Raw genomic sequence first — 14,339 nt, 5'->3', positions numbered from 1 at the left:
CTTAGTAGATTAGCGATTCTCAGTTGGATGCAATGCAAAATTATATCGTGGCAGGTAGGGGCACGGCAGTGCCCATTGGTGTCAACTTAAGTTCAAACGCTTACCCGATATACGTTTTACCCCACCCCTCAATCCCCTCCCCTTGGTAAGGGGAGGGGAGGTTTTGCGTCAGCAAAGCCGGGGTGGGGCAGGGCGGATCTTGATGGTAGGTGAAAGAATTCACGCATCGCGTCTTGATAAGGGTTTCACGTTAAGTTGACACGTATGGGCACTGCCGTGCCTAAGAGAGTGTATTGGACTCAACCGAAAACCGCTATATTTCCGAAATTAGCCAATCAGAAAAAGATGGGTAGACGCTGCATCGGCTTGTCGTCAGACATCGCTCATGATTAATTCTTGCCACAGTACAAGCGCTTTAAATATTCCATCACTCCGCTTCCCCAATCAGCGTAAACGCAGACCATTGTAAAGGATTGGTATATTTATCCTTTGCTGTCAACATCGCATTTCGTAACGCTGTAGCTTTGTCAATACCTTGTTGCATATTTTTATAAAACTCCGTCATCAGAAATGCCGTAGAGTCATCATCTACAGCCCACAGAGAAACCATAACGCTGGAGACACCTGCGCTAATCAAAGAACGGGATAAACCAATCACACCATCCCCAGTAATCCGACCTCTTCCAGTATCGCAAGCACTTAAAACCACTAAATCTGCGTTTAACTTCAGATCGAGAATTTCTTCCGCAGTCAGCAAACCGTCATCCTTACCAGCAGGAGTGAGCGCGATCGCACTCCCTAATCCCCGGTTATCATCAAGTAAGCCATGTGTGGCTAAATGAATAAATCGCGCTTCGGGCATTTTTTGGGCGATCGCAGTTTCTGTGGCTTGACTACCTATGATAGCTTTAGTTTTCAGGAGAGGTGCGATCGCATTTGCTTCTCGTTCTGCACCCTGCAATGATGGTAACTGTATTGGTTTGTCTCCTGCTTTTAAAGCTACACTCGGCATCGTGGGATTACCTACTACCAAAGCTTCACTTCTTCCTATTTTCGCTGACCCATTTTTCAACTTTTGCTGACGGGTTAAACTCAATACCTGAATTGATGGGGCAGTTAGGATAGTGTGCTTTTCAACTAAGTATTTATTATTTGCATCTTGCAGCGCTGGGAAAGGTACTAAAAACAGGGAACCTTGAGGGATAAAGATTACGCGATCGTTGGGGTTTTTGGGGAGACTGTCTGCGATCGGTTTAATTAACACCTCATGCAGTTGCTTTAAGCGTTTATTTTGGTTAGTTTTATCTCCACCATTACCAGCAACAACGATACCACCAGCCCGACTTCTAATATCTACCACACCAATAGAAGCACGAACACTTTCAACTAATTGTGTTAGATTTGTATTTGACTTTTGTGACAAAGGTTTCAGGTCAACTTTGCGGAATGTGACTTCACCTGTAGGTTTAATCACCCAAATATATAGTTCTGATTCTTGATCAATGATTGAATATTGGACAAGGGTAGCATTTTGTGATTTAGCAATTTGTTTAATTTCGGCAGTGTTTGGTGGGGTAGGGAATTGTTGTTTGGGGTTAGCAGATAACCGAGAAGCAAGTAACTCTACAAAAGCACGTCCCCGTCCGCGTTCGGCTATTTCTAAGGCTGCTTCAGTTTTATTTTGAGCAATGAGTACTTGTTGTAAAGTGCGATAGGCGCTACTTTGTGTCTCAAAAATTGATACTTTTTCACTATCTTTTAATTCTCTACCTCGGAGAGATTCGTAAACTTTTATGCCTTCAATTAAGGTACTCTCGGCTAAAGTGAGATTGCCTTGTTTGTAGAAAGCAACTCCTAGATTGTTCAGTGCAATACCTTCACTATTACGGTCTTTAATTTCCCGGGCGATTGCCAACCATTGCTGTTGATACTCAATCGCTTTTGGATAGTTTCCCAAATAAGCATATGCAGCACCAAGATTACCAAGTGCTTTTCCCTGGATTTGCGGATCTCCTATTATTTTTGCAGTCGCCAATGATTGCTGTAAATACTCAATTGCTTTTGGGTAGTCTTCCAGAAAAATGTAAGCACTGCCGAGACTGCCAAGTGTAATACTTACACCTCGGTGGTCTTTGATCTCTAGTCTAATTTTCAAAGACTGTTCTAGATACTCAATTGCTTTGGGATAGTTTCCTAAATTAACATAGACATTAGCGAGATTCGAGAAAGCATTACCCTCAAGTCCACGGTCGTTAATTTCTTGTGCGATCGCTAATGATTTTTGCTGATACTCAATTGCTTGGCGATACTCTCCCAGATTACGGTAGACAAAACCCAGACTTCCTAATGTCGCAGCTTCACCTGAACGGTCTTGAATTTTTTGTGTTAACACCAAAGACTGTTGCAAATAATCAATAGCCTTGGGGTAGTTTCCTAGGTTATGATAGGCTTCACCAAGATTTATCAGTGCAGCAATTTCTCCTTTATGGTCATTGAGTTCTCTAGCAATGATTAAAGACTGCTTGTGGTATTCAATAGCTTTGGAATAGTCTCCCAGGTTATAGTAGATAGAACCAAGATTTACGAGTACAGCAGCTTCTCCTTTATGGTCATTCAGTTCTTTGGCAATGGACAAAAATTGCTGATAATACTCAATTGCTTGCGGATATTTTTGCTGGTTAAAGTAGGTAAAGCCAATAATTAATAGCGTTGCACCCTCACTTTTACGGTCTTGAATTTTTTGATAAATAACTAATGCTTGTTGAAAAAACTGTAATGCAGATCCAAATTGACTAGTATTTAGTTGATGTACACCCTTTTGCAACAATTGATCAGCTTCGGTTTTTTGCTGATTTGTTAGTTGTGCCATAGCTTTTGATGTTGTAAATAACATTGGCAGATCAGGAATTGTGGAATTTGATAAAATTGTTATCAAACAAATGAATACACTGGAACTAATTTTGCACAAATGCATATTTATACTCTCCTACACAATTAAGGCAAACCCACGAGTGTAAACATCGCCCAATCTTGCGGATTAGGATGTTGTTTCATCGTCGCCAACATCGCTTGACGCAACGCCGCTGCTTTATCAGGATTTTTACTTAAATTATTATGAAATTCGGTCATTAATGTCGCTGTCTGTGCATCAGGAATATCCCCAAACGCACTAATTACACTATTAGCACCCGCCGCAATGAATGCACGAGACAACCCAATCACACCATCCCCGGTGATTTTTCCTAACGCTGAATCACAACTACTCAAAACAACTAAGTCGGCGTTTAGCTTCAGCTTGCTAACTTCACTACCTGTTAACCATCCATCATCTTGGCTAGAAGGTGCAAACGCCAGTAAACCAGGAATTTCTAAATATTCTCCCAATAATCCCGAAGTTGCTAAATGAATAATCCTGGCTTTGGACATTCGCTCTACAACCGTTGTCTCCGTTGCTGCATCCCCTGTCAGCGCTTGGGTATGATAGATACTGGCAATATTTTTTGCTTCCTGTTCTGCGCCTGGTAATGGCGAGAACTTCCTAAATTCCTCACCAGGATTCAGGGGTTTAGTTGGCATGGTAGGATTACCAACAATCAGCACATCCTGAGTAGAAGTTGTATTTGCAGTGCGTCGTTGTGCAAGTAAATCCAATAGTTGAATTGACGGTGCAGTGGAAATAGTATGTTTCTCAATTAAATATTTATTATTTGCATCTTGTAGCGCTGCAAATGGCACAAGAAATAATTTATCTTGAGGAATAAAAATTACTCTAGACTCTGGTTTATTTGGCAAAAGTTCAGCAATCGGTTGAATTAATAATTGATGTAGTTGCTTCCAGAGTAATTTAGCAGAATTTTCTTTTACTCCTGGCTGAACTACTATGCCTTTATTTCGCTCGATTCCACTACCATTAATTTGTTGAATTTGCTTAATCAAATCTGCTAACGTCGTCTTTTCTTTTTCTCGCCAAGTTTTTAAATCAACTCGACGTAGAGAAATTTCCCCATTCGGCGGAATCACCCAAATATAGATTTCTGACTCTTGCGATTGTTGTTTACCTTCTATTTTGACTTCTTCAGAAATAATCGAATATTGAACGAGAGTAGCATTTTGCTTTTTAGCAACTTGCTTAATCTCCTCAACTGTTGGCGGGTTAACATTAGCTGTTGGTAAACTCTGGGCTAATAAATCTACTAATTTAGAAATTTCTAAGCCGGCGTTGACTTGATTTTGTTGGTGGGGTATGGGCGTTTCTAATGCTATTCCTGAAGATAACGGCAATGTTAAGCTAGTCATAACGCCAAAAAATACCGGAGTTAACTTAGCTGCGACTACAGAAAAACCCGTATTAAATTTTTGCATATTCCCTCTATCTCTAATTAATTTTCTCTAGATTTAAGTAGGTCAACATAATTAAATGTAAGATGTCATTGCGAGGAGGAACGACGAAGCAATCCCAGGAGGAACGACGCAGCAATCGCAAAGACTGGGATTGCTTCGTTCCTCGCAATGACAAAACATATTATATTTATTTACGTTGAGCTACTTATTAGTAATTGATAATTCATAATTAAACCGCAACGGGTAAATTACAAACTATGCATTACGTATCCGCTTAATTGCATCAAGAGACTGTTGAGCCAAGTCCGTTTTGCCTTCTTTTTCAAAAAGATTGGCTGCTACTTGTAAATCAGCGATCGCCAAATCTTTACTACCTAATGCATAATTAGACATTCCTCGGAATAAATAATTGTAAGCAATACTAGAATCCAGATTTATAGATGCATCGAAATCTGCTTTAGCCGCTTGATATTCCTTAGTGCTAAAGTAGGCAAGACCTCTACCAAAGTAGCCATAAGGATTATCAGGTGAAAGACTGATTAATTGGCTAAAAGCCTTAATAGCACCGCGATAATCCTCTTTATCCAGCAATTCAAAACCTTGGTCTAGGTAAGCTTTGGCGTTAGAGTTATTATTTGGGGATTGGGTAAAATTAGGAGTTGATTCAACTGGCAATTTTTCGATCTGGGGTTTCAATTCAGTGTTGGGTAAGTTTTCAGCATTAGCTTTCGGGGCGCAAACCATTAAGCCAAGTAGAATGATTCCAGATGCGACAACTTTGAATCCTTTCATGTGTAGTTCTCCTCTAAAATGCATGACAAAGACTGTTAAGTTTGGACAGAAGAAAGGCAGATGGCAGATGGCAGATGGTGAGTCAGCGCGGTCTTGGGGGTTTCCCCCATGAGCGACTGACGAACCCGAAGGGCAGAAGGTAAGATAAACCAATCTCCATCTGTTGCTGTCTTACAGACTTATATTTCTCAAGCCAGTTAACTTATGCAGTTTTGTCCAATAAAGATATTTTCGAGGATTCGCCTGAGTAAAAATGCTGAATGTTTGGAAAATAGCGCCAACAGTCAACCGTCAACAGTCAACAGTCAACCATCAACCCCTACCAAGGATTCCCCACCATTGTGAATGCAGCCCAATAATAAGGATGGGCTAATGATTCATTAGCGCGATCGCTAATTTCAACGTGCAAAGGTAAACCCTCAATCGGATCTAAACCTTGGATTTGTCCATTTTTGATGTAAATTTTTCCTTTCGCCATCGCTACTTGAGCTTCTCTTAAAGCTTCTGCACGAATTGGCGCGGTTTTCAAGTTTTCGTAAAATTTCGTCATCAATGCTGCTGTACCGACATCGTTGACTGTCCACAGACTAGCAACACTGGTTTTCACACCAGCAAGTACAGCTAACCCTGCAAAGCCAATCTCTGCTTCTTCGTTCCCTAAAGCAGTTTGACAAGCACTTAGCACCATCATCTCTACTTGGGGTTCATTTAAGCGTAACTCCCGGATTTGGTTCAAACGTAATTTGTCTTCCCACAACTGAATATAGGAGTTACTCAACGCGCCACCATTAAAATTAGCATGGGTTGCCATGTGAATAATACCAAAGGGTTGTTGACGGCGGACGGCTTTGAGATTATCTAAAGTCGCTTGCTTGTCTAAGAGTAATTTACCTGTCCAGAGTCTGGATACTAAAGTTGATAACTCCACGGGAACTGCTGGTAAGGGTTCTTGTCCTTGGGTACTTTGTGAGACTCCCAAAGCTAAAATTTGGGATTTTTTAATATCTGTATACAGAGTATTTGTTAAACTGAGGCTGGGCATTAAACCCACACTGTATTTTTCTACCAAAAACCCTTGACCGTCGTGAAGCGCTGCCATTGGGGTGGAACGTAAGCCAATATCAGGTAAAAAGACCAAATTGTTAATTTGTCTAGCCTGTAATTCTGTTTCTACTGGGGCAATTATCCAACGATAAAGTTGTTGCGATGAACGTAAATAAGTGTTACGCCGACGATTTTGGGGATTAACAATTTGATCGCGAAATTCCTTGGCTACTTGTAAAACTTTAGCTTTTGTGGCTTCGGGAACACGCCGGCGAATCGGATCGCCTTTTCCGGTGATGATGACTAATTCCAGTTGTTGACTATCCTGTTCTGCTGAAGTATCCAACTGTTTATTAGATTTAACTGTCTCCAACAACCCATCGGGGGGAATTTCTACAGGAACAAAACTAATGTAAATAAACGCAGGTTTTACACCTGTAGCTTGCTCAATTTTGAGCGCAATTTCTTTGGTTTCATCTGGAGATTTCAAACGCGGATTTGATACGCCTAAATAACCCGCTACCCTCGCTGTAAAGTCACCTTCTGGGGTGGGGTTGGGATCGAGAATAGTAACGATTGTTGGGGGATTTGGGTTAGGGTTAGGCGGTGTGATTTTATTGCATTGGAAATTGCAAGGATCTGGGTTTGGTTTTGGGTCTGGGACTGGGTCTGGGACTGGGTCTGGATCTGGATCTGGCTTTGGGTCTGGTGGTGGGGTGACGTTGATCGGAATTGGTGCTGTTGAAGTGGAAACGCGATCGCTCGCACTAATTGTCAAAGCATCTACTAAACCACTAGTATCTGTAGGGGGTTTGTATTCAAAGGTATCTCTCTCAGTGATGGTAGTAACGCCAGTCACAAGATTACCATTAACAATTAAACTTCCTTTATTTACTTCAACTTGAAAGGTAGTGTTGTCATTGTTATCATCTGATGTTTGTGGCGCTAAATATTCAAAAGTAAAGTTGACAGACTGATTAGTTTTGGTATCAGGTAATGCTGTGTTTGCTGTTAGTAGTGTTGGCGGGGTATTTACAGAATTGATCGTAATCCTGGGGGGAGTTGTTTCGTCTGTTCCGCCGTTGGGCAATACAGGTGAACTAAAGAAGCTATCCGCAGGAATTGTAGCATCTCCCCCCGCATTGAGTGCGCCTGCTGTACCATTTATACTGGCATCACCAACAATAAATGGTACATTATCGGGGCCGCCATCATGTTGAATTGTGATCGTACCGCCGTTATCTGTGGCGATCGTATCACCTGTATCATCTTCAGATAATGTCCCTATGCCTTGAATGATGCCATTAGTTAGCACTTCCACATTACCACCTTGAAGAGTAGCACCAGTTTCTCCGGTTGCTTGGGATGCGATCGTGTTAAACTTAATCGCGCTGCCAAAAGAGTTATTTGTCTCTAAGCGAACATTACCTGCTGTCACATTGACAGTTCCATTCACATTGTTAGCAGTTGCTGAGGTATCAATCCTACCAGTAGTGATATCAAATATGGCATTTAAGTTAACTGCACCAGATGTACCTGTAAAATCGCCTCCTTGCAGATTGTTGTATACAGATGAATCTATTGATCCTGTATTAACATTGCCTGTAGGTGTGGTGATGTCAACGCTTCCACCAATAGCTGATCTAGAACCCCCAAAGACGTAAGAATTAATGTTACCTGTAATAATATTGCCGAAAATTTCATCGGGATTCTTAATTTCTTCTGGAAGAATACTGCGGACAATATTTAACTTGACTGTTCCTGCTTGAGAAGCATTCTCTCCCTCTACGAAGGTGTTAATTGTTCCTGTAGTAATATTTCCGATAGTTGAGGTGATTCCAACATTTCCACCGCTAGCTGATTCAGAACCTTGACTGGCTGAGGTATTAATGTCACCTGTAATAATATTGCTAAAAGCGTTTAAATTGAACGTTCCCGCCTGGGAATTATTGATGATGTTGGTTATACTATCGGCGTTAACGTTGGTGTTGACATTTCCTAAGGTAATCTCACCATTTTTGCTGGTAGCTTCTACATTGCCACCTGTTAAACTAGGGCTTCCCTCAACAATAGGCTCGCCGACAATTGTCTCGACGGGGTTGGTAGAAGTTCCGGAGGAATCAATTGCGGTAGCGGTGATATTATTTGCGGCGGTTAAGTTAATTGCACCAGATTTACCCGTAAAATCTGTCACACCTTGATCTGTAAATAAAGATGAGTCAATTGTTCCTGTAGTAATACTGCCTGTAGTTGTAGTGATTGCAACGTCTCCACTGACAGATGATGTAAAACTCTGAGCGGTGGAAGAATTAATGTTACCTGTAATAATATTGCCAACAGCGTTTAACTTAACCGTTCCCGCCTGAGAATTATTCAAATCTCCGCTGACGTTGGTGTTAAGATTTGGCAGGTTAATCTCGCCATTGTTGCTGGTAACTTCTATGTTGCCAGCTGTCACATTACCAGTACCATCGATATTGGTAGCACTGGCTGAGGTATTAATAACATTAGTATTGATATTAGCTAAAGCATTTAAGGTAACTGCACCAGATTTACCTGTAAAATTTCCACCGCCCTGATCTTTGAATATAGATGAGTTAATTGTTCCTGTAGTAATACTGCCTTGACTTGTAGCAATGGCAACGGTTCCCCCGGTAGCTGAATCATAACCCTGATTGGCAGAGGTATCAATGTTAGCTGTAGTGATATCGCCAACAGCGCTTAACTTAACCGTTCCTGCCACAGATGCACTTAAGTTTGATATAGTATCTGCGCTAACGTTGGTGCTGAGATTTCCGACCTCAATCTTGCCATTATTGCTGGTAACTTCTATATTGCCACCTGTCAAACTCACAGTTCCCCTAGAAAATCCATCACCGATGCTAAAAGTTCCTGAGGAATTAATGGTGGAAGTGGTGATATTATTGGCGGCGGTTAAGGTAACTGCACCACCTATACCTGTAAAATTGCTGCGGCTATTTGTGGTGACAGAAGAGTTAATTGCACCTGTAATAATGCTACCTGCTAGGGCGTTGACAGTGACAGAACCACCACTGGCTGGGCTGGGTGAATTGTTACTACTGGTGTTGATATCTCCCAAAGCGATCGCGCCATTGGTACTCGTAACAGCAACACCAATATCTTTGGATTCAAAACCTTCAGCTTGATAACCGTTACCAATGGCAACAATCTCACCGTTGCCAATAGCTTCAATCTTACCTGCATTAATGTTGCCACCGGCAGACAAAGTTATTTTACCCCTGGAACCAGAAGTATTATTAGTGGCGTTGAGATTTCCCAAGGCGATCGCGCCGTTGGTACTATCAACATCAATATTTCCAGTACCATAGCCATTGCCTGTAGTAATAATATTACCCGCGCTAATATTGCCAGTTGCAGACAAAATTACATTACCGCTGGGACTAAAATCAGCTATTGTGTTGAAATTGCCTAATGATAAGCTGGCTCCAGAAATATTGATATCTCCACCAGTGGTATTTATGGTGTTAGTGGGATCTTCAAAAATTACAGCACCACTGGTTGATGTCAAGTTAAAACTACCGCCACCGCCTAAGTTTAAAGTAGCCACACCCGCAGCAGTAGTTACTCCTGGTGTATTGCCTGTGATATCATTGATGGTAATATTTCCCGTTGCCTCTAAATTAATAGTACTAGTCTCGGCATTACTTAGCGCCCCCCAAGAAACGGTGTTAGCGCCATTATCTGTAGTTTCAGCCAGAATATTACCATTTGAAGTATCAAAATCACCTGCTCCGAAGGGAGCATCGATAATAGTTAAGGTGCTGGGATCTAGTAATAAAGTCCCAAAATTACCATTGGCTGCTGAAGTATCTACCAAACCATTGAAAGTTAAGAAATTTTTCCCCGATACTTCGACAAAACCACCGTTGCCTGCATTCGCGCCGCCATTAGCTGTAATCTTACCAAAGAACTGTGTGCTGTCGTTACCCCAAACAATTACCCGCCCACCGTTACCAGTTGAGTTACTATTGGCTGCAATTACAGATTTCCCATCAACATAAGTCTGCGCTGCGTTGGGAACCGTTCCTTGTCCTTTGTAATCGCCACCAATCAGCACAGTACCGCCACCATTATTCCCAGAGGCGTTAATATCAGCATTAACTAGTCCGACTTTTGTCCCCAATACATTGACTGTACCGCCTGTGGCACCTGATGCATCAACTTTACCGCTAACAATCGTTGTCCCTGGATTGCTGGGTACATTAATGTTCGAGCCGGGAAGTTTTACAGTACCATCAGGGTTGGCAGTTAAGCCGGTGTTACCTACTGTCAGCAATTCTGGTAAAGAAGCTATGGGAATTGTCCAGTTGTTGGGTAAATTGTTACTATTAGCTAAAGGTTGAATTTCTAAGCTTAAGAGATTCCCCGGCTGGCTCAGACGTACCCAATTTTCTCCGGGTACAGATGTCACGAGAATTTGTCCAGCTGGTGCTGTGAGTTGTCCAGTGCTGATGACTGTACCACCCAAAAGGCTTAAACTTTGTCCAGTTCCTACAGCCAAATTCCCAGCATTGAATATTGCTCCTGGCTGGCTGATTGTAAAGGCAAAGCCTGTAGGATTACCAACTAAAACTGCATAATTATTCGTCCCGATCGCATTAAACCAACTGTTACCAAAACTAATTCCGTTGGCTGTTGTGGCGGTAAAAGCACCGGGGACATTTAAGCTGGCGTTAGCACCAAAAACAAATCCCGCCGGATTCATCAAAAATAGGTTAGGACTACCACCGGTTACCTGAATTAAACCATTAATAATGGAAGCATTCCCACCTGTCACCCGACCGAGGATATTTTGCAGCTGGGGATTCGCTTGAAAATTGGCGATTTGTTCGGCTGAAAGTCCAAATTGCTGAAAGCTGTGGAAGAGATTCGCCCCATCGTTAGATGTCGTCCCACCATTAATATCCAGTCTATTGCCATTGGGAGTAACTATCGTACCTGTACCATCGACTGCGGGGACAATTTGCGCTTGGGCAATCCCAGTATTAATGGCTGCGACTAAGGGAAATGTCGCCAAGGTAATCGAGCGCTTGAGTTTTTGCTTCCATACAGAAGTGTTGACGACATTCGCACCCTTGAGCAAATTGGTGATAAAATTCCGGAAGGGCTGTTTGTGCCGCAAAGTAAAACGCCCAGTAGATAAATCTACATCAATTTGATATTTTTCAGCTAGTCCCCGGCGTTGCAGTGCTTGGGCGATAACTTGTTGAGAAGACAACAGCAACTCCAACTTGCCTGCTTTGGTGATATTACCTGAATGTAGGCGATAATAGTAGAGTGGCTGCTTGATATGTCCGACTGACGCTACTTCCGAAAGCCGCAAACATAAGTCGTAATCTTCAGCGTAAGTCTTCGGTGAGCCATGAAGTCCATTGACTAAATCGTATACTGAACGGCGAATCAGGCGGAATTGGAAAGTCATAAAATCTACTAGCAGTCGCTCTTTGGAGTAGGGAATGCGACAGCGATCGCCATATTTAATAACTTTACTGTTTTCATCAATATCTTGATAATCGGTGTAAACAAATCCCATCTCTGGGTGACGGTGAAGTAAGCTCACCGTTGCGGCTAAGGCTGTGGGGGAAAGTAAATCATCGCTATCTACCCAACCTAAATAGTTTCCCGTAGTTTGGGCGATCGCGCCAATGCGAGATGCGGCGATTCCCTGATGGGGTGCTGCTACTACGCGGACTCGCTGATCTTGCTGTGCATATTTTTTCGCGATCGCTACCGAAGAATCTGTAGAACCATCATCCCAAACTAGTAGCTCAAAGTCTCGCCATGTCTGCTTGAGAACGCTAGCGATCGCATCCCCAAGGTAACGCTCCCGATTGTAATTAATAATGACAATGGAAATAGGCAATGACATGGAATTGCTCCGGAATTGTTCACCTGTTACCAGAATATAATGCTAGTGGATATCACGGAGAGTCTTGACTAAAAATTGTCGTGAAATATATCAATTCTTTGTAATCGGCACTCAAAAATATGATATTCAAATATTACTACTGGAGAAAAGGCAGAGGGCAGAAGGCAGATGGCAGCAGGAGGAAAAAGTAAAAAAAGTCACATTAAATTAGTAGTCAGGAATAAAGTTCTGAATCGGAAGAACTCTTGGTTAAGTACTAGTCTGAGTTTTCCGGGAATCTTGCTGATTTTGCATCTGGTAGCGCTGATGGCAATCAATGGGCTAAAAGCAACAGCAAGCGATCGCAATATTCATCTTTACGAAAAAAATCCCCAATCGCCAAGCAACCTTCAGGCTGCTGATTTCATCCCCGATGCTGATCGCCAACTCAACAATACAGTAGTAGCAGGACAAACTCCCAAGCCTAACCCCCCCCAACCACAACCCATCTCCTCCTCTCCCCTCCACCAAGAAAGTAAAATCTCTCCTAAGAGTCAACACTCAACACTCAACACTCAACACTCAACACTCAACTCTCAACTCTCTTTTCAAGCCACCCAAGCAAATCAACCCGCACCAACACCATCACCAGAAACACCGTCAGTAACTCAACCGCGAATTTTTGTGCGGAAAATTAAAGTTATAGACAGCACAGTTTTTACTGAACAACAGTTAAATAAAGTTGTACAGCCTTTTGAAGGGCGAGAATTAACAATCGAAGAATTGCGACAAGCCGCTGATGCCATTACCCAGCTTTACCTGAATAATAACTATATCAACTCCAGAGCCATACCTGTAGCCCAACCGAGAGAAAATACAGATGGTGTGGCAGTGATTCGCGTCATCGAAGGGCGGGTAACAGAAATTGATGTCCAAGGAACCAGGCGGTTAAATTCAGGCTATATCCGCGATCGCATCCAATTGGGTGCAGGAATTCCCCTGAATACAATCAAGCTGGAAGAGCAACTGAAATTACTCCGACTCGATCCCCTATTGGACAACGTGGAAGCCAGTCTGCGTCCTACAGGGAAAGTCGGTGAAAGTGTTCTGATTGTCCGAGTTCAAGAGGCGAATTCTCTAACTAGCAGCTTTAGTATCGATAACTATTCACCGCCGAGTATTGGTTCGGAAAGATTTGGCATTGAACTCCGCCAACGCAATCTCACAGGCAACGGTGATGAACTAGCCGGAGCATGGTATCATAGTCTCACAGGTGGTTCTGACATTTTTGATTTTAGCTATCAAATTCCGCTCAACCCGATGGACGGAAAAATCAGCCTGAGATTTGCACCCAATCGCAATGAAATTACCCAGCCGCCCTTCGATCAACTGGGTATTAAAGCCAATCAAGATGTATATGAAATCAATTATCGCCAACCATTAGTGCGATCGCCAAGAGAAGAATTTGCCTTATCATTCGGATTTACTTATCAAGATGGGCAAACTTTTCTGTTCGATCAACTGCCCACCCCCTTTGGTATCGGCCCCGATGTCAACGGAGTTAGCCGCACCAGTGTTTTCAAATTTAGCCAAGACTATGTTAGACGCGATCCTCAAGGAGCCTGGTATTTACAATCGCAATTTAGTTTAGGTACAGGCTTATTTGATGCTACGATTAATAAAGATCCAATTCCTGACGCTAGGTTTTTCAGTTGGCTGGGTTTAATACAGCGTGTACAGCAACTTAATCAAAATCATTTATTAGTAATCCAAGGAGAATTGCAGCTAACACCAGATAGCCTGCTCCCTTCCCAGCAATTCGTCATTGGGGGTGCGCGTTCCGTGCGCGGATATCGGCAAAATGCTCGCTCTGGAGATAATGGATTTCGCTTCGCCATCGAAGATAGAATTACCATCGAACGTAATCAAGCCGGGTTATCTACCATTGAGCTAGCACCATTTGTGGATTTAGGCGGAGTCTGGAATCAAGCTGATAACCCCAATAAGCAACCCAATCAAACCTTTCTCGCCAGTGCAGGTTTAGGATTGTTGTGGAATCAGGCCTTGGGGATAGATCGGATGACTATGCGCCTTGATTATGGCATACCCTTCGTCAATTTAAGCGATCGCGGCAATAACGCCCAAGATGATGGCTTTTACTTTAGTATTCGCTATCAACCCTAAGTAGGGCATTGGGCATTGGGCATTTGTAAGAGACAACAGGGACAAGGAGAATCACAACTGGCTATTGACCAATGACCAATGACTATTG

General features: G+C 42.6%; 5 protein-coding genes. 1 reads left to right on the top strand and 4 read right to left on the bottom strand.

The genetic code is table 11. The features are described from left to right. Positions 1-427: 427 nt before the first annotated feature. The 4 genes from AACU32_RS22755 to AACU32_RS22740 all read right to left on the bottom strand — a co-directional run bounded on the left by AACU32_RS22755 (position 428) and on the right by AACU32_RS22740 (position 12,088). Positions 428-2,869, bottom strand: a complete 2,442-nt coding sequence (locus tag AACU32_RS22755; RefSeq protein ID WP_339378187.1) for a CHAT domain-containing protein — start codon at positions 2,867-2,869, stop codon at positions 428-430. A 125-nt stretch (positions 2,870-2,994) separates the two neighbouring features. Continuing rightward, positions 2,995-4,362: a CHAT domain-containing protein gene (locus tag AACU32_RS22750; protein WP_096603449.1), complete on the bottom strand. Its 1,368-nt coding sequence runs from the start codon at positions 4,360-4,362 to the stop codon at positions 2,995-2,997. Positions 4,363-4,596: 234 nt separating this feature from the next. Next, positions 4,597-5,133, bottom strand: coding sequence for a tetratricopeptide repeat protein (locus tag AACU32_RS22745; RefSeq protein ID WP_339378186.1), 537 nt, complete (start codon positions 5,131-5,133; stop codon positions 4,597-4,599). Positions 5,134-5,452: 319 nt separating this feature from the next. Further along, positions 5,453-12,088 carry a CHAT domain-containing protein gene (locus AACU32_RS22740; RefSeq protein ID WP_096603446.1) on the bottom strand — a complete coding sequence of 2,212 codons (6,636 nt, stop codon included), beginning with the start codon at positions 12,086-12,088 and terminating at the stop codon, positions 5,453-5,455. Between the two features lie 168 nt (positions 12,089-12,256). Here AACU32_RS22740 and AACU32_RS22735 point away from each other — a divergent pair, with 168 nt between their 5' ends. Continuing rightward, positions 12,257-14,251, top strand: coding sequence for a ShlB/FhaC/HecB family hemolysin secretion/activation protein (locus tag AACU32_RS22735; protein WP_339378185.1), 1,995 nt, complete (start codon positions 12,257-12,259; stop codon positions 14,249-14,251). The last annotated feature ends 88 nt before the right edge of the window (positions 14,252-14,339 follow it).

Origin of the sequence: Calothrix sp. NIES-2100, assembly GCF_963875285.1 — a bacterium.
Lineage (GTDB): Bacteria > Cyanobacteriota > Cyanobacteriia > Cyanobacteriales > Nostocaceae > Aulosira.
The sequence above is the reverse complement of the archived record's forward strand: the minus strand, read 5'-3'. Positions and strand labels throughout refer to the sequence as shown.